Source organism: Streptomyces sp. NBC_01717 (assembly GCF_036248255.1).
In the GTDB taxonomy this organism is placed as follows: Bacteria; Actinomycetota; Actinomycetes; order Streptomycetales; family Streptomycetaceae; genus Streptomyces.
Genome location: NZ_CP109178.1, coordinates 3,939,561 through 3,962,834 on the forward strand (window position 1 = coordinate 3,939,561; position 23,274 = coordinate 3,962,834).

Genomic DNA, 23,274 nt, shown 5'->3' on the forward strand with positions numbered 1-23,274 from the left:
CCCGCCGCCCGCGCACCGAGCCCGCCAGGGCCTAGCCGTGGGCCTGTCCGCCCCCGAAGGCAGCCAGGGTCCGTTCCAGCATCGGCATGGCCCGCACCACGTTGCGGGAGCGGATCAGGGCGTCCCAGGCGGGTTCGAACTTCTTCCAGCCGCCCGCGTACGCCAGGTGCCTCAGCCGCTCGTGCGTGCCCGGCTGTGCGGCCGCGCCGCGCCAGATGTTCGACCAGCGGTAGAAGTCCCGGTACGCGCGCCAATAGCCGTCCTCCAGCTGACGCGAGGTCATCCCCTTCGGACGGTGGACGACATGGCGGGTGTCGTAGAGATCCCAGTCCCGGTGGACGATCCGGTCCTCGGCCTCCATCTGCTTCCACAGGCCGGTGGACGGATACGGCGTCATGATGTGAAAGGTGGCCGTCTCGATGCCCTGCTCGACGGCCCACTCCACCGTCCGGTCGAAGACGTCCGGGCCGTCGTGGTCGAGGCCGAAGACAAAGCTGGCGTTGACCATGACACCGGCGTCATGGAGCCGGCGGACGGCGGCGCCGTAGTCCTTGCCGATGTTCTGGTCCTTGCGGCGTTCGGCGAGATTCGCGCTGTTGACGGTCTCGAAGCCGACGAACAGGCTACGCAGCCCCGCGTCCACGGCCCGCTCCAGCAGGTCCGGCTGGAGTACGGACTTCACGGTGCCGGCCGCCTGCCAGAGCCGTCCCATTCCGGCCATCCCGTCGAAGAGCGCCTCGGCGAAGCGCCGGTTGCCGAGCAGATGATCGTCGAGGAAGTAGAGGTGCTTGCCGGGCAGCCGCTCGATCTCGGCGAGAGCGTCGTCCACGGCCTGGGTGTAGAAGGACTTGCCGCCCTCGAAGAACGCGTCCTTGTAGCAGAAGTCGCAGTGGTGCGGGCAGCCGCGCGAGACGACGATCGAGTTGGGCACCAGATACAGGTTCCGCTTGATCAGGTCCCGTCGTACGGGCGGCAGTCCGGCCAGGGTGCGCAGCCTGGAGTCGTACCGGCGGCCCGGCACACCGTCCCGGAACTCCTTCAGGAACAGCGGCCAGGTGTCCTCCCCCGGCCCGGTGAAGATCGTGTCCGCGTGCGCCGCCGCCTCGTCCGGGAGCGAGGTCACATGGAGGCCGCCCATGGCGACGTGGACACCTCGGGCGCGGAAGTGGTCGGCTATCTCGTAGCTGCGCCGGGCGGAGGTGATGTACGGCTGGACGACCAGCAGATCGGGGCTGTCGAGCGCCTCGATGTCGACGCGTTCGACATGCTCGTCGAGGAGCGTCACCTCGTCGTCCGGATCCAGGTAGCCGGCGAGGGTCGCCAGGCCGAGCGGCGGGAAGAGCGAGTACTTGATGGGCCGGAAGAGCGGGCTGGTCGCCTCGGTCAGGGCCGGAAGAATCATCGTCACGCGCATGACAGCCCAGACTGCGCAACCCGTGTCCGCAGTTCCCACCCACGGCCGTTCCCGCCGGCGGCCATGTACGAACGCAGCCGCCCCCGGCAGCGACTGCTGCCGGGGGCGGTGAGGTACGCGCCAGGAGGCGTACGGATCAGATCAGACCGAGCTCGCGAACCGCGTCGCGCTCCTCGGCGAGCTCCTGCACCGACGCGTCGATACGCGTGCGGGAGAACTCGTTGATGTCCAGGCCCTGGACGATCTCGTACTTGCCGTCCTTCGTGGTGACCGGGAAGGACGAGATGAGGCCCTCGGGCACACCGTAGGAGCCGTCCGACGGGATACCCATCGAGGTCCAGTCGCCGGGGGCGGTGCCGTTGACCCAGGTGTACACGTGGTCGATGGCGGCGTTGGCGGCCGAGGCGGCCGAGGACGCGCCACGGGCCTCGATGATCGCGGCGCCGCGCTTGGCGACGGTCGGGATGAAGGTGTCGGCCAGCCACGCCTCGTCGTTGACGAGCTCGGCGGCGTTCTTGCCGGCCACCTCCGCGTGGAAGATGTCCGGGTACTGGGTCGCCGAGTGGTTGCCCCAGATCGTCAGCTTCTTGATGTCGGAGACGGCGGCGCCGGTCTTGGCGGCCAGCTGCGAGATCGCGCGGTTGTGGTCCAGGCGGGTCATCGCGGTGAAGCGCTCGGCCGGTACGTCCGGGGCGGCGGCCTGCGCGATGAGCGCGTTGGTGTTGGCCGGGTTGCCGACGACGAGGACCTTGATGTCGTCCGCGGCGTTGTCGTTGATGGCCTTGCCCTGCGGCTTGAAGATGCCACCGTTGGCGGAGAGCAGGTCGCCGCGCTCCATGCCCTTCGTACGGGGGCGGGCGCCGACGAGCAGAGCGACGTTCGCACCGGCGAAGCCGACGTTGGCGTCGTCCGTGATCTCGATGTTGCGCAGCAGCGGGAAGGCGCAGTCGTCGAGCTCCATCGCGGTGCCCTCGGCGGCCTTCAGACCCTGCGGGATCTCCAGGAGGCGCAGGTTGACCGGCACGTCCGGGCCGAGCAGGTGGCCGGATGCGATGCGGAAGAGCAGCGCGTAGCCGATCTGGCCGGCTGCGCCGGTCACGGTGACATTCACGGGAGTGCGGGTCATGGCGATCTCCGTTAGACAGCTGGCGGTGGGGGTCCCTGCCCCTGGTGCTGGATATCCCCTGAATCTTGATGTGAAGAGATATCCAGCGATCAGGCTATCCGACCCGGAACCTCCCGGCCGCCCGCCCCCCTGTGGCACCGCACACAACCGGTCACGCACCGCTCACCGGGGCCGCGTCTCACCCGGCAGCGTCGGTGCACCCCTTCGTCCCGGACACGAGCGTCGCGCAGGCCCTGGCGTCCGTGGCCTTCTTGACGGCGACCATGGGGGTGTACGCGTCGGTGTCCGTGCCGGCGTCCACGGCGCCGTGCTGCCCCGCGGCTCCGCCTGCGGTGATCCGGACCGTGTCGCCCGGGGTGGCCCTGGTGACCCGGGCCCACGCCGCCGCACACGTCTCGCTGTAGCGCACCTCGACGAGGCTTCCGCCGACCGTGACGCTTGCGGCCGTACGGGCGAACCTGCCGCCGCACCCCATGTCCTCCGGATCCTTCCCCGTGCAGTCGGCGCCACTGCACCTGACGCCGTCCGGCAGCTCGGCCGCGCGCGGACTCGGCGACGCCGACGGGGTGGCCGCGTCCTTCCTGTCGTTGTCGTCACCGCCCGGGACGGTCAGGAGTACCGCGGCGGCTGTCACCATCAGCGTGCCCACCACGCCGGTGAGGAACACGGTCAGCTTGCGGCGGTCGACCGGCTTCCGCGCACCGCCGCCGTGTTGCGGCTGCGGCGGCCCTGCAGCGGATCCGTATGCGTCTGTGGATCCAGCACCCGGGCGCGCCCGTGACTGCTGCGGCACGCGCGGGGATGTCCCGCGCTGAATCGGTACGGACGGTGCGCGACCCCCGTCGCGCCCACCCGCATCCCGGTCTGCGCCCGGGTCCGTATCCGCGTCCGCAGCTGTGCCGACGCCCGTGCCGGTGACCGCTCCGGCGGAGCGGCGGCTCCCGCCATGGCCCACCGGGCTCGGCCCGAACTCGCCGAGCGCCGCACGCGCCTGGGCGATCCGGATGCCCTCCATCGTCATGTCGTGGCGCATCTCGGCGCGGCTCCAGGCCCGCTCCGCCAGCTCCCACATGGTCGTCAGATGCACCTGATCGGTGCCCGTGACCTCGGCGAGAGCAACGATCGCCCGCTTGGGCGCGAGCAGCCGACCGTTCAGATAGCGCTCCCACGACGTCTTGCTGTAGCCCGTGCGGTCAGCAACCGCGGCGATGCCCAGACCACTGCGGTCGATGAGTCTGCGAAGCTGGCCGGCGAACTCCCTGACCTGTGGGTCGAGTTCCTCCGGTAGTGCCTTCCAACGAGGCATTACTTCCCCCTCAGTTCCCCCGAACGTGCCTGATGTACCCCGCTCTGTCGTTCCCCCTTGTCCCGGTACGGCGGCCTACCGTTCCGGACTACCCAGGAGGATGTACAAAGGCAGGCGGTCAGTTCCTGGAGAGGGAGCGCACCGAATCATTGGGGAGTTCGGCTCGCACCGTCGCGCGCCCCCTGCCCCGCCCTGCGTTGCCGTGCCGGTCTGCCGCCGTTGCGCAGCGATCACACCGTGGCGGAACGGTCACTTCCGTGCCACAGGCCACAGGGTTCCCTTGAACCGTCGTTCCTCGTCGGCGAGGCTGGATCCAGGTCGGGGCAAGGCCGCTCAAGTCACCGCTTTCCGGAGCTCCTTCGCTCCCGTGGGCCCCGGCCGCAGGTGTCCGTCCCTTATCGGGGGAGGGGACGGACACCACCTGAACTCAGCGGACGCCATCTCCTGGCCGCGGTCTGCTGCGCAAAAGCCGCGGCCCCCTGGCACCCGGAGTGAGTGCGAGGGGGCCGGTTCGCGCTGCGAGGAGTACGTGGCGTCCTGGACGTACTCGGCGTCGTACGGGAGTCAGCGGATCGTGAAGCGGACCGCGTGCTCCAGGAACGGTACGTCCAGCCACGGCTTGGGCTGCGCCACGAGTGCGAGCAGCACGATCAGAACGCCCAGCAGTCCGTACGTCACCAGGTCGGTGAACCGGGAACGGACCGCCAGCATGCCCACCGAGGGAACCACGCAGCGCAGCACGGCTCCACCGATGAGGGCGACGCCGATCAGTATCGTGCCGATTCTGAAGGCCTGGGCGAAGGGGTTGACGGCAACGATCAGCAGGCCGATCCCGGCCGTGCAGAGCACGGCGAGCAGCGGCCACTGGCGGGCCGGGGCGGGCGCGTCTCCGGACGCCGCCCTGCCGCCGCCCTCGGGGCGCGCCGTGTCCCGGGTGAACGAGGGGAACCGTCGCGACGGGCGGGGCGCGACACCCGGGCCACCGCTGGGAGCGGAGTCGCCGGGGGCGGGTTCGCCGTCAGCGGGATCGCTGCTGCCGGAGCCGACGCCCGCGTCTTCCGCCGTCGGCTCGGCGGCGGTTCCGCCATCCGCCGCTTCGGCATCCCTGGTCTCTTCGCCCGCAGGCCCGGCGTCCGGGCCCTCGGTACCGGCGCCCTCGACCGTAGCGCTCACACCCTCGCCCGGCACGTCCTCGGCACGCTCCTCCGCACCGCGCGCGCCTTCGCCCGGCGGCACCGGAATCGCCCGGTCCGCCGCGGCGGCCGGGTCGGCCGGACTCGTACCAGCACCCATGGGGTTCCTTCCGGATCAGGTCGGTCGGCTCAGTCGGCGGACACGGAAGCCGCGGCAGCGGCATCGCGCTCGGCCGCCTCGACCACGTTGACGAGCAGCTGGGCACGGGTCATCGGGCCGACACCGCCCGGGTTCGGGGAGATCCACGCGGCGACCTCGGCCACCCCGGGGTGCACATCGCCGACGATCTTCCCCTCCTCGTCCCGGCTGACGCCGACGTCGAGCACGGCCGCGCCCGGCTTCACGTACTCGGGCCTGATGATGTGCGGCGAACCCGCGGCGGCGACGATGATGTCGGCCTGCTTGAGCTGGGCGGCGAGGTCACGCGTGCCGGTGTGGCACTGGGTGACGGTGGCGTTCTCGGACTTACGGGTCAGCAGCAGCGGGATCGAGCGGCCGATGGTGACGCCGCGGCCGACGACCACGACGTGCGCCCCGTTGATCTCGACGTCGTGGTGGCGGAGCAGCTGGACGACGCCCTGCGGGGTGCACGGCAGCGGGCCCGTCTCGTTCAGGACGAGCCGGCCGAGGTTCATCGGGTGCAGACCGTCGGCGTCCTTGGACGGGTCCATCAGCTCCAGGACACGGTTGGTGTCGATGCCCTTGGGGAGAGGAAGCTGCACGATGTATCCCGTGCAGTCGGGGTTGGCGTTGAGCTCCCGTACGACGTCCTCGATCTCCTCCTGGGTGGCGGTGTCGGGGAGTTCGCGCTGGATGGAGCCGATGCCGACCTGCGCGCAGTCGCGGTGCTTGCCGTTCACGTACCACCTGCTGCCCGGGTCGTCCCCGACGAGCAGGGTTCCCAGGCCAGGGGTGATGCCCTGTGCCTTGAGGGCCGCCACGCGGACGGTCAGATCGGACTTGATCGCGGCTGCGGTGGCCTTGCCATCGAGAATCTGGGCAGTCATAGTGCCCATCCTCGCGGATGACCCCACCCGCATACCAATTCTGGGTCTCCACGGTGGCCGTCAGATTGCGCTTGCACAACACATACGGCAATCGACTGGACAAAAAGCCGACGTCAAGACCACGATGAGCCGCGCAGTACCGCGGGCAGTGTCGGGGGGACAGACCGTTCTGATTGCGCATGATTCCTCCGCCCGGACCGCATCGTCCCCGCACTTTCGCAACGGAGGAATTTCGCCATGAGCAACGGCGACCCGAACAACCCCTACGGTCAGCAGCCGGGCGGGCAGCCGGGCTACGGCTACCCCCAGCAGGCCCCGCAGGGTGGGCAGCCGGGCTACGGCTACCCCCAGCAGGCCCCGCAGGGTGTTCCGCAGCAGGGTTACGGCTACCCGCAGGCCCCGCCCGTCCAGCCCGGTTACGGCTTCCCGGGCGCCCCGGTCGAGATGCCGGGGATTACCAAGGCGGCCCGCATTTTCCTGTTCGTCATCGTGGCCTGCCAGGTCATCGTCGCCGGACTGTACGCCTACACCCTCTCCCAGTTCGACAAGGTCACCGACGGATCCACCGCCGGAAGCGACACGGAGATGTTCGCCAATGTGGGCAAGGGCGTCCTGGGCTTCCTCATCGTGCTCGCGCTCGTCTTCGCCGCACTCGGCGTGATCCTTGCGCTCAAGTACAGCAACGGCGGCAACGCCGTACGTACGTGCTCGATCGTGTATGGGTCCTTCGCCGTCATCAGCGGGCTCTTCACCATTCCGGTGGGTCTCATCACGCTGATCATGGCGGTCCTGCTCATCGTCTTCGCGGCGAAGAGCGCGTCGGCCCAGTGGTTCCAGCGTCCGCGCGCCTGACCGACCCCACCGGGTCGCCGACCGCATCGGATCGGCTCACCGCTCGCACGCGGATCTCCGTGATGAAGGCCGTAATCCCGCACACTCACGGGGGTTACGGCCTTCCGGCGCCCCCGGCCCGCGTCCGCGGAGTCGGCTTGGCGGGTCCTCAGCTGCGGCAACGCCGAGGGCCCCCGGAGACCAGCTCCGGGAGACGCCCTCGGCGTTCGTTCACGCCGCTCGTCCGTTCATGCTGCTCAGTGGAAGAAGTGCCGCGTACCCGTGAAGTACATCGTCACGCCCGCCTTCTTCGCGGCCTCGACGACCAGCTCGTCACGGACCGAACCGCCGGGCTGCGCCACGGCCTTGATGCCGGCCGCGGTCAGGATCTCCAGGCCGTCCGGGAACGGGAAGAACGCGTCCGAAGCGGCGTACGCACCACGCGCACGCTCCTCACCGGCCCGCTCGACGGCGAGCTTCGCGGAGTCGACGCGGTTGACCTGGCCCATGCCGACGCCGACCGAGGCGCCGCCCTTGGCGAGCAGGATCGCGTTGGACTTGACCGCGCGGCAGGCCTTCCAGGCGAACGCGAGCTCGGCGAGCTCGTCCTCGGAGAGCGCCTCACCGGTGGCGAGGGTCCAGTTGGCCGGGTCGTCGCCGTCGGCCTGGAGCCGGTCGGTGACCTGGAGCAGCGCGCCGCCGTCGATCGGCTTGACCTCGACCGTGGATGTCGGGGCGTCGGGGCAGCGCAACACGCGGATGTTCTTCTTGCGGGCGAGGATCTCGACCGCGCCGTCCTCGTACGCCGGGGCGACGATGACCTCGGTGAAGATCTCCGCGACCTGCTCGGCCATGGCGACGGTCACCGGACGGTTGACGGCGATGACACCACCGAAGGCCGACAGCGGGTCGCAGGCGTGCGCGTTGCGGTGCGCCTCGGCGACGTCGTCGGCGATCGCGATGCCGCACGGGTTGGCGTGCTTGATGATCGCGACGCACGGCTCGGCGTGGTCGTACGCGGCACGGCGCGCGGCGTCCGTGTCGGTGTAGTTGTTGTACGACATCTCCTTGCCGTGCAGCTGCTCCGCCTCGGCCAGGCCGCCGGTGCCGGACGTGTAGAGCGCGGCGGGCTGGTGCGGGTTCTCGCCGTACCGCAGGACGTTGCTGCGCTCGTACGTCGCACCGAAGAAGTCGGGGAAGCCCGTGTCGTCGGCGGCGGCGTAGTCGTCCGCGAACCAGGAGGCGACGGCCACGTCGTACGCGGCCGTGTGCTGGAACGCCTCGGCGGCGAGCCGCTTGCGGGTCGTCAGGTCGAAGCCGCCCGCCTTGACCGCGGCGAGGACGTCGGCGTACCGGTCGGGGCTAGTGACGACGGCCACGGACGGGTGGTTCTTGGCCGCGGCGCGGACCATCGACGGGCCGCCGATGTCGATCTGCTCCACGCACTCGTCGGCGGAGGCGCCGGAGGCGACGGTCTCCTTGAACGGGTACAGGTTGACGACGACGAGGTCGAAGGGCTCGACACCGAGCTCGGCGAGCTGCTCGCGGTGGGCGTCCAGGCGCAGGTCGGCGAGGATGCCGGCGTGCACGCGCGGGTGCAGCGTCTTGACGCGGCCGTCGAGGCACTCGGGGAAGCCGGTGAGCTCCTCGACCTTGGTGACCGGCACGCCGGCGGCGGCGATCTTCCCGGCGGTCGAGCCGGTGGAGACGAGCTCGACGCCCGCCTCGTGCAGACCGCGGGCGAGGTCTTCGAGCCCCGTCTTGTCGTAGACACTGACCAGGGCGCGGCGGATGGGCTTATTCACCGACATGACCGAGATGAACCTTTCGTCCCTCAATGCGATAGCCGTTACGGGCGAGCCGCCCCACGACCTCGACGAGCAGCTTGCGCTCGACTTCCTTGATGCGTTCATGGAGAGCGGCTTCGCCCTCCGGCGTGTCCTCTTCGGTCACCTCGACCACGCCCTGCGCGATGATCGGACCGGTGTCGACGCCGTCGTCGACGAAGTGGACGGTGCACCCGGTGACCTTCGCGCCGTACGCGAGGGCGTCACGCACCCCGTGGGCACCGGGAAAGCTGGGGAGCAGGGCGGGGTGGGTGTTGACGAACCGTCCGCCGAACTCGGCGAGGAACCGCTTGCCCACGATCTTCATGAAGCCCGCGGACACCACGAGGTCCGGGCGGTGCGCGGCAGTGGCGGCGGCGAGCGCCGCGTCCCACTCCTCACGGGTGGCGTAGTCCTTGACCTTGCAGACGAAGGTCGGCAGCCCGGCTCCCTCCGCCCGTTCCAGACCGACGATGCTGTCGCGGTCGGCGCCGACCGCGACGACCTGGGCGCCGAAGCCCGCAGGGTCGTCGCCGATCGCATCGAGCAGGGCTTGGAGGTTCGTACCGGAACCGGAGACCAGCACGACCAGGCGGGCCGGAGCGGCGGAGGGGGGCGGGGAGGCCACGGCTGGGCCCTTTCTCGCGTGGTGAAGCAGAGCGACGCTGTTTGTGGGGTCGTTATTTGTAGGGTCGTACGAAAGAATCGCGCCCCGCGATACGGGGAACTCTACGAAGGAGCCGACCGTCAGCAACGATACCGGCACATCGGGGGACCCCCACGGGACGGGGGTGAGGGGCCGGATCGCAGAGGAGATCCAAGGGAGATCGAGGGGGAGATCACAGAGGGAGTGGGTCCTGGCGGCAGATATCGGCCTCCGGCGTCGTGCTCCCAGCTTTCGGCCCCTCCTGGCCGGGAGGTAGCGTCAGGGGACAGCGAACCGTCCGTCAGGGCGGAAATGACGAGATGGGGAAGACGTTCACCATATGCCGGACCGACGCCGCCGCACCGCCTTCCGCCACCCGCTGCCCGAGCGGACCTCACTGCTGCTGCGGGAACGCCAGTCCCCGACGGGCTCCTCCTCGTCCTCGGATCCTTCGGATTCGTCGGATTCCTCGAGCAAGAAGGACGACAACCCCTTCGCCGCCCCGCCGGAGAACCGCCCCGACCAGCCGTGGCGGCCGCGACACCCGTCGCCCGGCGCGAACGGGAGCGGGGACGAGGGTTCGAACGGGAACGGTGAGGGGTCGCCCGAGGGCGGCTCGTCCGACGACCGGCCGGCCTGGGGCAGCCAGTGGAGCAACCACCAGCCGGGCCGCCAGAGCGGCGGCTTCGGCGGCCGTCCGGGCGGCCAGGGCGGGCCGAACGGCCCAGGCGGTCAGGGCGGGCCCGAGGGCGGCCCCGGAGGGCTGCGCTGGGACCCGACCGACCCCGCTCAGCGGCGCGCCCGCTACGCGCTGCTCTCCGGCATGTGGGCCTTCTTCTTCGCGATCTTCGACTTCCCGGAGATCGCCCTGCTGCTCGGCGCACTCGCCGTGTACTGGTCGATCAGCTCGCTGCGCGCCAAGCCGAGGACTGCAACGGCCGCGGAGAGCGCCGACGGGGCCGCCGGTGCGGGTTCCGGTTCCGGCTCCGCTCCGGCCGCGGGGCCGGCTCCCGGAGCCGGGACCGCCGCCCCGTACGCACAGGGCCAGGGCAGGCCGCAGACGACCGCTGCGGTCAGCGGTCTCGTCACGGCGCTGCTCGCGCTCTCGATCGTCGCGATGACATTCACGGTGCAGCTGGTCTACCGCGACTACTACACCTGCGTGAACGACGCCCTCACCAAGTCCGGACAGCTGGCCTGCAACGACCTGCTGCCGAAGCCGTTGGAGCCGTTCTTCGGCGTCAAGAACTAGCGCCTTCCGGACTGTTCGCCGGCCCAGCCTCCGGAGGCTGGGCCGGCGGCGTCTCGGGGCCCTTGGACAGCGATGCCCAGAGGGAACCCCCGGAGGTCCAGGGGGAATCACCGGCCGTCCGCTCGTGCCACGGGTCGGTCGGCAGAAAGTCGTACGGCACAGCGCCCGCATCCTCCTGGTACCAGGACGTCGCCCCGGGCACGGGCGCGGACGTCGCGGGTGGCGAAGGCGGGGACACCGATACGGAACCGACCCCGGCGGGGGATCCGGTTCGGGTTCCGGTTTCCGTGCCCGTTCCGGTGCCGGGTCCTGGCTCCGACGCCTCGGCCGCATCCTCGCCCCCACGCCTGCGCCACCACCGCGGACCGCTCCGCTGCCGCTCCGAAACCTCCACATCGACCAGGAAGTCGAGCACCGACCCGGTCTCCTCCTCCCCGCTCCCGCCGCTGCCGTGCTGCCGCAGCCGCCAGGCCCTCAGCAGCAGCGCCCCGGGGACACCGATCAGTGCCGTCCACGCCGGCGCCGCCGCCCCTGTGAGCCACCAGACCGGGCCGAACTCGGCCAGCGCCCCGGTACCCATCGGTCCGCCCGCCACAGCGGTCAGCGTCGCCGTCCCGACTCCGCATCCCACCGCCGCCAGGGCAGCCGTCAGCGCGGTCTCCCACGGACTGCAGGCATCCCCGTCACGTCCGGTGAACCGAGCGATCGCCACCCCGGCCGCGACCGGCACCACCGCGGCCGCCCAGTTCAGGACCGTCCCGGGGCCGTGGGCCGGTACCGCTGCCAGCAGGGGGAAGTCCGGCAGCGCCGGTCGCCCGGTGAAGGCGAGCGGGGTGACCGTGGACGCCGTACCGAGTGCGAAGCCGGGCCCGAGCCCATAGGCAGCACCCCACACCGCCGCGTTCGGCACGAGCGCCATCGCCAGCAGCAGCACCGCGGACCGGCCCGCCCAGTCAGCGGAGAGCCCCAGGAACGATGCCTGCACCTGCTCCGCATGCCACACCAGTGACGCCGCCACCAGCAGCGCGCCGCCGCCCAGCAGCACCGCCGTCCCGGCCGCCGCCGCCCGGAACACCGCTTCCGCCCGCCCCGCGAACCGGGTCCGCGCCATCGCCTCGTGCAGCCGCAGCGGCGCCCAGGACGGTGGCGCGACGGGACGCCCGGCCGCCGACCACACGCCCGCCCCCGCCGCACCCGCCACCGCGGGAACCAGCGGGAACAGGAGCGAAGACGGCCGCACAACCATCGAGCCGCTCTTCGCGTAGAACGCGACAGCCGTCGCGACCAGCAGATATCCGCCCGTCACCAGGCAGAAGACGCTCCCGCCCGAGGGCGGGGTGCGCCCGTCGTCGTCAGGCTCCATCACATCGCGGGCGGCCCGATGCACCAACCACATCACCACCGCGGTGAGCAGCAGCGGGACGACACCGACGGGGGCGGGGGCGCCGCTCAGGGTGTCGGTTCTGACGAGTTCGGCGCCGTGCGCCAGCAGCCAGATCCCCGCTGCGGCATGGAAGGCGCCGCCGGGGCCGCTGTCGGAGGCCGGGGAGCTGATCCACACCATCATGACGAGCACAGCCAGCGAGCCGAGTCCGAGCCCCGCGGCAAGCATTCCGCGCAGAAAGGCGGAGACCAGCGCGGCGGACCGGCCCTGCTCAGCCGACAACGACGGGGTGCGTTCGGTCATTTGGGTCACATCGCAATGCTCCCAACGACACGCACTTTTTTCGTGTAACGGGCGAATAGCCGCTGTGTCGCTCAATATACGTTTATGTACTTATTGGCCCAGCGTGGGTCCGCCAGGGGGCCTTCATGACCCACAGCGCCACCGATGCGGCCACCCCCTCCCCGCTGCGCTCCTACTGGGAGCTACGCAGCCTCCGGCCGCCCGAACCCAAGCCACCGGGAGCACCACCATGGCCCCGACCGACCCCGGCACCACCCGGGACCAGCCCACCCCACCCGTCTCCTCCGACCCCACAGCGCCCGAGGACTCGACTTCGCTCGGCCCCACCCCCGCCGACGCATTCGATGCCCTCTACGTCGGCCTCGCCACCGCCCTCTTCCGGCAGACGTATCTGCTGACCGGTCGCCGGAACCTCGCCAAGGAGTCCGTCGAGCGGGCCTTCGAGCAGGCCTGGCAGCGCTGGCCCGAGGTGGCGGTCGACCGGGATCCGGCCGGCTGGGTGCGGGCGGCCGCGTACGAGTACGCGATGTCGCCCTGGCACCGGCTGCGCCGCGCCCACCGCCACCCCGACCCGCAGTCGGCAGCCGATCCCGGCTCGGGCGCCCTGCTCGACGCGCTGCTCGACCTGCCGCCGGCGTACCGGCGCACCCTGCTGCTCCACGACGGTGTCGGCCTGGGTCTACCGGATACCGCGGCGGAGACGGAGGCGAGCACCGCGGCGGCGGCGGGCAGGCTGGTGACCGCGCGGGCCGCGGTCGCCGAGCGGCTGCCCGCATCGACGACCCCGCTCTCGCCCGACGAGGAGTCCGCACTGCTGCACGAACAGCTGGGCACGATCGCCCACGCCCAGCCCGTGGCCGCGCTGCTCACTCCCCATGCGGTCCGTACGAGCAGTGAGAACAAGGCCAGACTCTGGACGCAGGCGGCCATCGCCCTCACCGCAGTGCTCATCGGCCTCGCGGCGATCACCATGGTGACCGCTCCGCCACGGTACGAGACACCGCCGTCGCCCGCCGAGCAGGTCGGGGGCGTGCCGCCCCGCGGTGGTCCGGAGCGGCTGACGACGCAGGACCTGGAGATGCAGCGGAAGCTCGACGACGAGCTCGTTCACGGCCCCGCGCGGCTCGTCCCGGAAGTACGGTGACCGACCCGCGCCACCTGGAGCGAACCCGAATCGAAACGGCGCGGGCCCGTACCCCTCAGGAGGGGTACGGGCCCGCGCAGTACACGCAGTATCAGCGATACAGCGGATCAGCTGCGATGCAGCTGTCAGGCACCGAGGATCTCGCGCGCCAGCTTGGCGGTCTCGGTCGGCGTCTTGCCGACCTTGACGCCGGCGGCCTCGAGGGCCTCCTTCTTCGCCTGGGCGGTGCCGGAGGAGCCGGAGACGATGGCGCCGGCGTGGCCCATGGTCTTGCCCTCGGGGGCGGTGAAGCCCGCGACGTAGCCGACGACCGGCTTGGTGACGTTCTTCGCGATGAAGTCCGCCGCACGCTCCTCGGCGTCGCCACCGATCTCGCCGATCATGACGATCAGGTCGGTCTCGGGGTCGGCCTCGAACGCCTCCAGGGCGTCGATGTGCGTCGTGCCGATGACCGGGTCGCCACCGATGCCGACGGCGGACGAGAAGCCGATGTCACGGAGCTCGTACATCATCTGGTAGGTCAGCGTGCCGGACTTCGACACGAGACCGATGCGGCCGGGCTTGGTGATGTCGCCCGGGATGATGCCGGCGTTGGACTGGCCGGGGGTGATCAGGCCGGGGCAGTTCGGGCCGATGATCCGGGTCTTGTTGCCCTTCGAGCCGGCGTACGCCCAGAAGGCGGCCGAGTCGTGGACAGCGATGCCCTCGGTGATCACGACGGCGAGGGGGATCTCGGCGTCGATCGCCTCGACGACGGCGACCTTGGCGAAGGCCGGCGGCACGAAGAGGACGGACACGTTCGCGCCCGTCTTCTCCATCGCCTCGGCGACGGAGCCGAAGACCGGTACCTCGGTGCCGTCGAAGTCGACGGTCGTGCCGGCCTTGCGCGGGTTCACGCCACCGACGATGTTGGTGCCGTCGGCGAGCATGAGCTTGGTGTGCTTCATGCCGGTCGCACCGGTCATCCCCTGGACGATGACCTTGCTGTCCTTGGTGAGGAAGATAGCCATGGTGTTGGAGTCCCTCGTCCTTACTTCGCAGCCGCGGCGAGCTCAGCGGCCTTGTCGGCCGCACCGTCCATGGTGTCCACGCGCTGCACGAGCGGGTGGTTGGCGTCGGAAAGGATCTTGCGACCCAGCTCCGCGTTGTTGCCGTCGAGGCGCACGACCAGCGGCTTGGTGACCTCTTCGCCCTTCGACTTCAGAAGCGCCAGAGCCTGGACGATGCCGTTGGCGACCTCGTCACACGCGGTGATGCCACCGAAGACGTTGACGAAGACGGACTTGACGTCCGGGTCGCCGAGGATGATCTCGAGACCGTTCGCCATGACCTCGGCGGAGGCGCCGCCACCGATGTCGAGGAAGTTGGCGGGCTTCACGTTGCCGTGGTGCTCACCGGCGTACGCGACGACGTCCAGCGTCGACATGACCAGACCGGCACCGTTACCGATGATGCCGACCTCGCCGTCGAGCTTGACGTAGTTGAGGTTCTTGGCCTTGGCGGCAGCCTCGAGCGGGTTGGCTGCGGCCTTGTCCTCGAGGGCCTCGTGGCCGGGCTGACGGAAGTCGGCGTTCTCGTCGAGAGACACCTTGCCGTCCAGCGCCAGGATGTCGCCGGAGGCGACCTTGGCGAGCGGGTTGACCTCGACGAGGAGCGCGTCCTCGGCGACGAAGGTGTCCCACAGCGTCACCATGACCTCGGCGACCTTCTCGGCCACCTCGGCCGGGAACTTCGCCTGGGCGACGATCTCGCGGGCCTTCTCGATCGTGACTCCGGTGTTGGAGTCGACCGGGACCTTCGCGAGGGCCTCGGGGGTCTTCTCCGCGACCTCCTCGATGTCCATGCCACCCTGCACCGAGGCCATGGCCAGGAAGGTGCGGTTGGTGCGGTCGAGGAGGTACGAGACGTAGTACTCCTCAAGAATCTCCGGCGCGGTCTCGGCGATCATCACCTTGTGGACCGTGTGGCCCTTGATGTCCATGCCGAGGATGTCGGTCGCACGGGCGACCGCCTCGTCGGGGGTGGCGGCCAGCTTGACGCCGCCGGCCTTGCCGCGGCCGCCGACCTTCACCTGCGCCTTGACGACAGACTTGCCGCCCAGCCGCTCGGTCGCCTCGCGGGCTGCCTCAGGCGTGTCAATGACTTCACCGGCCAGCACCGGTACACCGTGCTTGGCGAAGAGGTCCCTCGCCTGGTACTCGAACAGGTCCACGCGCGTCCGTCCCTTTTCAGTGGTCTCGCGGTTCGTTTTCTGCGTGGGCGTGCCGCGAGGGGCAACGTGACTGCTCTGTCACAAGGAAAGCGCACACGGTGTCCGGGTACGCGGCATGTCCATCTCGCAGGTTATCCCCGAGCCCCACAGGACCCTAAATCGCAGCTCACACCTGAGCGGTGATTACGGTCACAGATCGTGCTGGTAGCCGGGTCGCAGTGGACAAAACGGCACGTGAACGTCGATGGGGAGAGGGGACCCGGGGCCGGGCGGTTCCCGTGGTCCGGACGGAGTGGTCCGAACACGACGGGGAACCGCCCGGCGACGGGCCGGGGACTGCCCTCAGAGGTCCGAGAGGTCTCAGATCCCCTGGGCCGGGTACTCCGGAGCGGTGAAGGACGGCACCACGTCGGTGACGAAGTCGGGGGCGACCGATGTCAGACCCTGCGCACCGTGCGCCACGTTGTCGACGGCCGGGCGCGCGTCACCGTCCGCCGTGCCCACCAGGCCGCCCGCGAACGGCTGCACCCGCGCGCCGACACCCTGCGCCAGCGGCATCACCTGGGTCGCGACGCCCTGTGCGAACGGGGCGACCGCATCCCCGGTCAGCCCTTGAGCCAACGGCTGCACCTCGGAGACGACACCCCCCGCGAACGGCTGCACGTCGGAGACGACCGCCCCGGCGAACGGCTGCACCTCGGAGACGACGCTCCCGGCGAAGGGCTGCACGTCGGAGACAACACCCCCGGCGAACGGCTGCACCGCGCCGACCGCGCCGTACGTCAGCGGCTGGACCTCGGCCGTGACGCCGTGCACGAAGGGCAGGGCGGCCTGCTCGACGACGCCGTCGGCGAACGGGGCGACCTCGGAGACCACACCCTGAACGAGGGTGCCGACGTCTCCGAGCGCCTGGTCGACGACCGGCAGCACCGCGGAGACCGCCTCGGCGACGATGGGCGGGAGCACGGCGTCGGAGGTCTGACCGACGACCGGCCCGGCCTCCGTGAGAGCACCCTGGGCCGCGCCCCGGACGGTGCCCTGCGCGGTGGTCGCGGCACCGGCGGCGGTGCTCTGCGCGTAGCCCGGGATCTGCTCGATCGGGCCGAAGAGGTAGTCGATCGGCGCGTCGGGCGCGGCCGGGACGTCGTAGCCGGGGAGGCCCTGCAGGTCCTGCAGGGCGTTTGTGCCGGACAGACCGGACAGGTCCTGTACGGCCTGTGCGTCCTGGACGTCCACGCCGTCGGCGCGGTCGACGGCGCCCGTGAGCTTGCCTGTGACGCCGGTGACCTGGTGCTCGAGGCCGCCCGTCACGCGGTCGACCTGCCGAGCGGCCTTGGCGCCCGGGCCGGACGTCGCCTGCGCGACCACGGCCCCGGCAGCTGCCTTCGCCCCGGTGGTCTCCGTCTTCACGGTGTCCTTGAGCTCCGCGATCCCGTCGGCCGCGTCGGCCGCGTTGTCGGGGGTGGAGAGCGGAACGGAGACGGGCAGCTCGTCCGCACTGGCTACGGCGGTCCCGAGGGCCCACATTCCGGTGGCCGTGGCGGCGACCGCTATGGAACGGCGGATGTTCTGGTGCATGTGTGTCAGATCCTTCGAATACGTTTCGACGGTCCGGAGTCGTCCGGACAGCGGGCAGACCTGTTCCGCCCCCGCGCGGCAGGTCGAGGCGGGGGAACGGCCTGCCCTAGCCGGGGAATTCGAGGATGTCGCCGGACCTGGCACGCATCGGGGCGACGGTCGCCGGAAGACCGGCACCGCGCATGAGCCCGAAAGAGGCACCGTCCGCGAACGGAACGGCGTGGTGTTCGCCGCCGCGTGGCCCATGGGCCTCGGTGGTGGAGGGGTGTACGAAGCCACCACGGGGATCGAGGGGTGCCCGCTCGGGCGCCGGTCCGTACCGCGGTGCGGGTACCCGGCTGTCCGTCCCGCTCGCGGAGGTGTCCCTCAGCAGGGCGGCGAAGTTCCGGCCCTGGTCGGCCTCGGAGGTGTACCCGCAGACCGGACGCGGTGCGGGTGCGGCAGCGCGCGCGCCGGCGCCGGTGGAACCGTGGCCCGGGGGCCCATCGGCAGGGGGCTCGACGGCTGTAAGGGGAAGCAGCAGCCGGGCGGGCAGCACCCACACGTTCGGGAGCACTCCGGCAGCTCTGTCGACGGCCGTGCCGACCCCCTCGACCGCCTCGCCGACCGGTCGGGCGAGATACCGGACGGTGTCCCGCGTCGTCCTGACAACCGACCGGGCGCCGGCGACGGCGACGGACGTCGCGGAGTCGGTGGAAACGGAGGTCGTGGCGGAGGTGGTGGAGGTGGCGGAGACGGCGACGTCGGCAGCCGCGGAGGCCCTGGAAGCCGAAGTGGTGGAAGCGGCGGCGGTGGAAGCGGCCCTCGGCCTGGCGTGCGTTTCAGCAGCCGGCGCGCCCGATGGTCCTGCGACCGGAACCTGAACGTGTGTCGGCACCGGGGCGGAGGCGTCCGGGAGCCCCGTCGACGCTTCGGCCTTCGGGACGACCACCGGTTCGGCCGCCGCATCGGCGGCCTTTTCCTGCGCCTCGGCCCTGTACGCAACTGCCGTCCCAGCGGCGGGAAGCGACGGAACGGGTGCCTGCGCCGCGTGGGCCTCGGCTCCGAAGATGAGGCCGAGGGCCAGCAGTCCGCCGAGGAACAGCACCACCTGCAGCGCGCGCCGGCCGACCGGCCCGCGCACCGGGCGCGGGTCGGCGACAGAACGAACAGTTGCAGCGGTCACGTCGGAGTGAGCCCTCCCAGATGGCGCGGGGTGCGGAACGCAGTCCTCCGCGGACGACGGGACGATGCTTGCACGACCCTCCCGGGTTGACGCAAGTCCCTTGTTACTGATGGGTCTCCTTGTCCGGTATGGGCAGTGGCCTCTTCTCCAGTGCCGCGGCCATCACCTCCGGGAAAAGATCCGGGGTGCACGCGAACGCCGGCGCGCCCAGGGCGCCGAGCGCCGCCGCGTGTTCACGGTCGTAGGCGGGAGCGCCCTCGTCGGAAAGGGCGAGCAGCGTCACGAACTGCACACCGGAGGCCTTCATCGCGGCGACACGCTTCAGCATCTCGTTGCGGATGCCGCCCTCGTAGAGGTCGCTGATGAGGACGACGACCGTCTCGGCCGGGCGGGTGATCCTGGACTGGCAGTAGGCGAGTGCCCGGTTGATGTCGGTGCCACCGCCGAGCTGGGTGCCGAAAAGCACGTCGACGGGGTCGTCGAGCTGGTCCGTGAGGTCGACGACGGCCGTGTCGAAGACGACGAGCCTGGTCCGCAGCGTCCGCATGGAGGCGAGTACCGCCCCGAAGACGGAGGCGTAGACGACGGACGCGGCCATCGATCCCGACTGGTCGATGCAGAGGATGACGTCCTTCTTCACCGCCTGCGCGGCCCGCCCGTAGCCGATGAGTCGTTCAGGGATGACCGTGCCGGCTCCGTCCCCGCCCGGAAGCGGCAGGTAGTTCTTGAGGTTGGCCCGGATGGTGCGGTCCCAGTCGATGTCGCGGTGGCGGGGCCTGTTGATCTTCGCCGAGCGGTCGAGCGCGCCGGTCAGCGTGGCCCTCGTGCGGGTGGCGAGCCGCTTCTCCAGGTCGTCGACGACCTTGCGTACGACGGCTCGTGCCGTCTCCTTCGTCGTCTCGGGCATGGCTTTGTTGAGCGAGAGCAGCGTTCCGACGAGATGGACGTCCGCCTCGACGGCCTCCAGCATCTCCGGCTCCAGCAGCAGTGCGGACAGACCCAGCCGGTCGATCGCATCGCGCTGCATGACCTGGACGACGGAGCTGGGGAAGTACGTACGGATGTCGCCGAGCCAGCGGGCGACGGAGGGGGCGGAGCCGCCGAGCCCGGCCGAGCGGTCGCTCCCTCCGCGGCCGCCGGGCCTGCCCCCGCCGCCGTACAGCGCGTTCAGTGCGCCGTCCATCGCGGCGTCCCGTCCGGTGAGGGTGCAGCCGGTGGTCTCGGCGCTGTCCCCGCCGAGCACCATGCGCCAGCGCCGCAGCCGTTCGCCGTCCACCGCGCCGCTTCCGGCCCCTGCGCCGGACCTCGATGTGTCTGTGTCCGTGGCCGTCGTCATCCTGTTGCCCCCAGCGGTTCCTCGGCGTTGTCGACGGTGTCCGCGTCGGCACCCTCTGCGTCCTCGGCCTCCAGCCCCAGCAGCAGCCGCAGTACGGGCACCACCGCCTCCGCCCGTTCCTCGTCGAGCGCGGGGCCGAAACCGGGGGCCGTCGTGCCGGTGACGGTCCCGGCCGGCCCGCCGGTGGCGGGGCCGCGGCGTACGAGCTCGCCCAGCGTGCGCCGTACTCCCGGTTCGTAGGCCGAGAAGGTGCGGCGCAGCAGCGGCAGTACATCGGTGAACGTGTCCGCGGGGACGCCGGCCAGCCAGGCGTCGACCAGGCCGAGCAGCCGTTCGTCGTGGACGAGGAGCATGCCGCCCCCGCCGGCCCCGCCGACGAAACCCTCGATCCAGGCCGCCGCTTCGGCCGGGGGCGTGCCGGGCGACAGGGCGAGGCCCATCAGCCGTGCCGCGTCGTCCTCTTCGAGCCGCCCCTCGTCGAGCAGCAGCCGGGCCGCGCGACCCCGGATGACGCCGGCGACGGTGTCCCGGGCGGCCAGCTTGTGCAGCACGGCCGTCCAGCGCTCGCGGAGCCCGTCCGCCGGTACCGCACCGGCGAGCAGCCCGATCGCGGTGTGCACCCCGTCCACCTGGCGGCGCAGTTCGGCCGCGCCGTCGGCGTCGAGTCCGGTGCAGGCGGGCGGCAGTCCGACGCAGATCCGCTCGGCGAGCCCGGCCGCCACCTCGCCGAGCGCCGCCGTGTCCGTGGACCGTACGTCCCCGTACCGCAGGGTGCGGGCCAGGGCGGGCAGCGCGTCGGCGAGGTGGCCGACGTCGGCGTCGAGCGCGGCCCGGTCGGCGAGCGCCCGCATCACGACGGGCAGCGCGTCGGGCAGTTCGGCGAGGAGGCAGCGCTCGGCGAGCGCGGTGACCTCGGCGAGCGCGGTCGCCGACCCGGCCTCGGATTCCGCTTTGGCGGTCGCGGCGGTCAGCACGGTGGTGCCCCAGATCCCGGCCTCGGCGACCTGTACGTACAGCTCGGGCTCCCAGCGCAGCCGCCAGCTCTCCCGGAACGTGCCGGTGCTCCCCCGGCCGACGGCCGGTTCGCCCCATCCGACGGCGAGGAGCCGGAGCCGGTGCAGCAGGCGGCTGCGGGCCGCGTCGGTTTCCTTGCGGAGGTCGAGCTCCAACTCCCGCTCCACCGCCTCCGGTTTGAGCCGCAGCGTGCGCTGGAGCCGAGCGAGGTCGCGCTGCAACGGCACGGCGGGGGCGGTGTCCGGCACCTCTCCGAGCGTCTCGCCGACGATGAGCCGGTCCTGTACGAGCGCCAGCGGCACATCGGAGCCCTCGCACATCACGGCCCGGATCGCGTCGGTCGTCTCGCTCAGCCCGGCGAGCGGCCGGCCGCGCAGGGCCGCGAGGGTCCCGGCGAGCCGCACGGCCTCGATGACATGGGCGGACGACACGAACCGGTCCTCGTCGCGCAGGAGTCCGGCGACCTTGGTCATCCACCGTTCGATCGGCCGGTCGGGGGCGCCGAAGAGGTGCCCGTACCAACCGGGCGAGTCGATCCCCGCCCCGTAACCGCTGTGCCGGGCGAGCCGCCTATGGGTCCAGGGCACCCAGGTCAGCTCGGCCTTGACCTTGGGCAGCCCCTTGAGAAGGGCCCTGTCGGCGGTGACGGTCGTCCTCGCTTTGAGCGCGGGCACATGCCAGGCTCCGCAGACGACGACCACATCATCCCCGAACTCCTTTCTTGCGGTGCGCAGTTGGATCCGCATGTACGCCTCGCGGACTGCGTCACGGGGGTGCCCGCCGTCCCCGTACACCTCACGAAGCGCCGTCATCGCCTCGCCGAGCGCGGCGAACGGGGCCCGCGGGTCGACGAGCCGCCCGTCCGGTGCGCGGTGCTCGACGACGTCCTCCCACCAGCGCTCGGGGTCGTCGTACCCGACGGCCTCGGCAAGGACCCCGATGGGGTCGATCGGAGGCGCGGCCACCGCCCCGGCTGCGTCAGCGTCACCCGCTCGCCCCTGTTCCTGCTCGTGGTCGTGGTCCGCACCCGGGTCCGGGGAGTCCGTCATGGCCAGGGAGTGCGCCGCGGGCAGGTCGATGAAGCGGACCGGCACGTCGTGGCGGAGCGCCCAGCGGATCGCGACCCACTCGGGCGAGAACTCGGCGAACGGCCAGAACGCCGCCCGGCCCGGGTCGTCCACCGCATGGGCGAGCAGCGCCACCGGTGGTCGCATCCGCTCGTCGGCGGCGAGCGACAGCAGTGCGTCGCCCTCGGGCGGCCCCTCGATGAGGACGGCCCGAGGTCCGGCGGCATCCAGCGCGGCACGGACCGCGCGGGCCGATCCGGGACCGTGGTGCCGGATCCCGAGCAGCAGCGGCCCGGCGGCGGGCGCGGCCCCGGTCACGCGGAGACCTCGCGGCAGGCGCGGTAGAAGTCCTTCCAGCCGTCCCGCTCGCGGACCACCGTCTCCAGGTACTCCTGCCAGACCACCCGGTCCGCCGCAGGGTCCCGGACGACGGCGCCGAGGATGCCGGCCGCGACATCGCCGGGGCGCAGCACCCCGTCGCCGAAGTGGGCGGCGAGCGCCAGGCCGTTGGTGACGACGGAGATGGCCTCGGCCGTCGACAGCGTGCCCGAAGGGGACTTGAGCTTGGTGCGGCCGTCGGTCGTGAGGCCGTCCCGCAGTTCACGGAAGACCGTGACCACCCGGCGGATCTCGACCATGCCGTCGGGGGCGGCCGGCAGATCGAGCGAGCGCCCGATCTGGTCGACGCGCCGGGACACGATGTCGACCTCGGCGTCGGGCGTGGCGGGCAGCGGCAGGACGACCGTGTTGAACCGGCGGCGCAGGGCACTGGACAGCTCGTTGACCCCGCGGTCGCGGTCGTTGGCCGTCGCGATGACGTTGAACCCGCGGACGGCCTGGACCTCCTGGCCCAGCTCGGGCAGCGGAAGCGTCTTCTCCGACAGGATCGTGATGAGCGAGTCCTGCACATCGGCAGGGATACGGGTGAGCTCCTCGATCCGCGCGGTCATGCCCTCGGACATCGCACGCATCAGCGGGCTGGGCACAAGTGCGTCGCGGCTGGGCCCGTGCGCCAGCAACTGGGCGTAGTTCCACCCGTAACGTACGGCTTCCTCGGGCGTGCCCGCCGTGCCCTGGACCAGCAGGGTCGAGTCGCCGCTGACGGCGGCCGCGAGATGCTCGGAGACCCATGTCTTGGCGGTGCCGGGAACGCCGAGGAGCAGCAGGGCGCGGTCGGTGGCGAGCGTCGTCACGGCGACCTCGACGAGGCGGCGCGGGCCCACATATTTGGGTGTGATCACTGCCCCGTCCGGCAGAACGCCGCCGAGCAGATAGGTGGCCACGGCCCAGGGCGACAGCTTCCAACGCTCGGGCCGCGGGCGGTCGTCGGCGGCCGCGAGCGCCTTCAGCTCGTCGGCGAAAGCGTCCTCGGCGTGCGGGCGCAGAGCCTCTGCACGGACGCCGGCGGTGGTTTCGGACACGGTCATGGATCCCCCTCCAGATCGGTCGACCGGATGTGGTTCCCACCG

General features: G+C 71.3%; 18 protein-coding genes. 3 read left to right on the top strand and 15 right to left on the bottom strand.

All coding sequences use genetic code 11. The features are described 5' to 3' along the window. Window positions 1–31: 31 nt before the first annotated feature. From OHB49_RS17680 to OHB49_RS17700, 5 genes are all read right to left on the bottom strand, one after another. Window positions 32–1,414, bottom strand: a complete 1,383-nt coding sequence (locus tag OHB49_RS17680; RefSeq protein WP_329161414.1) for a B12-binding domain-containing radical SAM protein — start codon at window positions 1,412–1,414, stop codon at window positions 32–34. 136 nt (window positions 1,415–1,550) lie between these two features. Then, the gene (locus OHB49_RS17685) at window positions 1,551–2,540 is read right to left on the bottom strand and encodes a malate dehydrogenase (protein ID WP_030914454.1); all 990 of its coding nucleotides are present in this window, start codon (window positions 2,538–2,540) and stop codon (window positions 1,551–1,553) included. Between the two features lie 178 nt (window positions 2,541–2,718). Further along, entirely contained in the window at window positions 2,719–3,846 is a 1,128-nt protein-coding gene (locus OHB49_RS17690) for a helix-turn-helix domain-containing protein (protein ID WP_329161416.1), read from the bottom strand. Window positions 3,847–4,410: 564 nt separating this feature from the next. Further along, on the bottom strand, window positions 4,411–5,139 hold the full coding sequence (locus OHB49_RS17695; RefSeq protein ID WP_329161418.1) for a DUF3017 domain-containing protein: 729 nt from the start codon (window positions 5,137–5,139) through the stop codon (window positions 4,411–4,413). A gap of 29 nt (window positions 5,140–5,168) precedes the next feature. Beyond that, the gene (locus OHB49_RS17700; protein WP_329161420.1) at window positions 5,169–6,047 is read right to left on the bottom strand and encodes a bifunctional methylenetetrahydrofolate dehydrogenase/methenyltetrahydrofolate cyclohydrolase; all 879 of its coding nucleotides are present in this window, start codon (window positions 6,045–6,047) and stop codon (window positions 5,169–5,171) included. Window positions 6,048–6,284: 237 nt separating this feature from the next. Between OHB49_RS17700 and OHB49_RS17705 the strand changes: the two genes are divergently transcribed. Then, a complete protein-coding gene (locus OHB49_RS17705; protein WP_329161422.1) occupies window positions 6,285–6,899 on the top strand; it encodes a proline-rich domain-containing protein in 615 nt (204 codons plus the stop codon). A 236-nt stretch (window positions 6,900–7,135) separates the two neighbouring features. Here the strand turns inward: OHB49_RS17705 and purH are convergent, their stop codons facing one another. Both purH and purN read right to left on the bottom strand, forming a co-directional pair. After that, entirely contained in the window at window positions 7,136–8,689 is a 1,554-nt protein-coding gene (gene purH / locus OHB49_RS17710; protein ID WP_329161423.1) for a bifunctional phosphoribosylaminoimidazolecarboxamide formyltransferase/IMP cyclohydrolase, read from the bottom strand. Next, window positions 8,676–9,332 (bottom strand): phosphoribosylglycinamide formyltransferase, encoded by a 657-nt coding sequence (purN, locus tag OHB49_RS17715; protein ID WP_329161425.1) that lies wholly within the window; start codon window positions 9,330–9,332, stop codon window positions 8,676–8,678. Before purN ends, purH begins: the two co-directional genes overlap by 14 nt. Before the next feature lie 358 nt (window positions 9,333–9,690). Here purN and OHB49_RS17720 point away from each other — a divergent pair, with 358 nt between their 5' ends. After that, entirely contained in the window at window positions 9,691–10,602 is a 912-nt protein-coding gene (locus OHB49_RS17720) for a hypothetical protein (RefSeq protein ID WP_329161427.1), read from the top strand. Here the strand turns inward: OHB49_RS17720 and OHB49_RS17725 are convergent. Next, on the bottom strand, window positions 10,592–12,289 hold the full coding sequence (locus OHB49_RS17725; RefSeq protein ID WP_329161429.1) for a cell division protein PerM: 1,698 nt from the start codon (window positions 12,287–12,289) through the stop codon (window positions 10,592–10,594). The genes OHB49_RS17720 and OHB49_RS17725 overlap by 11 nt on opposite strands. Window positions 12,290–12,518: 229 nt before the next feature. Between OHB49_RS17725 and OHB49_RS17730 the strand changes: the two genes are divergently transcribed. Beyond that, complete coding sequence (locus OHB49_RS17730; protein ID WP_052189319.1) at window positions 12,519–13,433, top strand: hypothetical protein; 915 nt, start codon at window positions 12,519–12,521, stop codon at window positions 13,431–13,433. 125 nt (window positions 13,434–13,558) lie between these two features. Here the strand turns inward: OHB49_RS17730 and sucD are convergent, their stop codons facing one another. The 7 genes from sucD to OHB49_RS17765 all read right to left on the bottom strand — a co-directional run bounded on the left by sucD (window position 13,559) and on the right by OHB49_RS17765 (window position 23,232). Next, a complete protein-coding gene (gene sucD, locus OHB49_RS17735) occupies window positions 13,559–14,443 on the bottom strand; it encodes a succinate--CoA ligase subunit alpha (RefSeq protein WP_030969003.1) in 885 nt (294 codons plus the stop codon). 20 nt (window positions 14,444–14,463) lie between these two features. Beyond that, window positions 14,464–15,645, bottom strand: a complete 1,182-nt coding sequence (gene sucC / locus OHB49_RS17740; RefSeq protein ID WP_030969002.1) for an ADP-forming succinate--CoA ligase subunit beta — start codon at window positions 15,643–15,645, stop codon at window positions 14,464–14,466. Between the two features lie 360 nt (window positions 15,646–16,005). Continuing rightward, window positions 16,006–17,223, bottom strand: a complete 1,218-nt coding sequence (locus tag OHB49_RS17745) for a hypothetical protein (protein WP_329161433.1) — start codon at window positions 17,221–17,223, stop codon at window positions 16,006–16,008. A 106-nt stretch (window positions 17,224–17,329) separates the two neighbouring features. Next, the gene (locus OHB49_RS17750) at window positions 17,330–18,388 is read right to left on the bottom strand and encodes a hypothetical protein (RefSeq protein ID WP_329161435.1); all 1,059 of its coding nucleotides are present in this window, start codon (window positions 18,386–18,388) and stop codon (window positions 17,330–17,332) included. Between the two features lie 103 nt (window positions 18,389–18,491). After that, on the bottom strand, window positions 18,492–19,724 hold the full coding sequence (locus tag OHB49_RS17755) for a VWA domain-containing protein (protein ID WP_443079535.1): 1,233 nt from the start codon (window positions 19,722–19,724) through the stop codon (window positions 18,492–18,494). Next, on the bottom strand, window positions 19,721–22,123 hold the full coding sequence (locus OHB49_RS17760; RefSeq protein WP_329161437.1) for a DUF5682 family protein: 2,403 nt from the start codon (window positions 22,121–22,123) through the stop codon (window positions 19,721–19,723). The genes OHB49_RS17755 and OHB49_RS17760 overlap by 4 nt, the downstream gene beginning before the upstream one ends. Further along, the gene (locus OHB49_RS17765) at window positions 22,120–23,232 is read right to left on the bottom strand and encodes an ATP-binding protein (protein WP_329161439.1); all 1,113 of its coding nucleotides are present in this window, start codon (window positions 23,230–23,232) and stop codon (window positions 22,120–22,122) included. The genes OHB49_RS17760 and OHB49_RS17765 overlap by 4 nt, the downstream gene beginning before the upstream one ends. Window positions 23,233–23,274 lie beyond the last annotated feature (42 nt).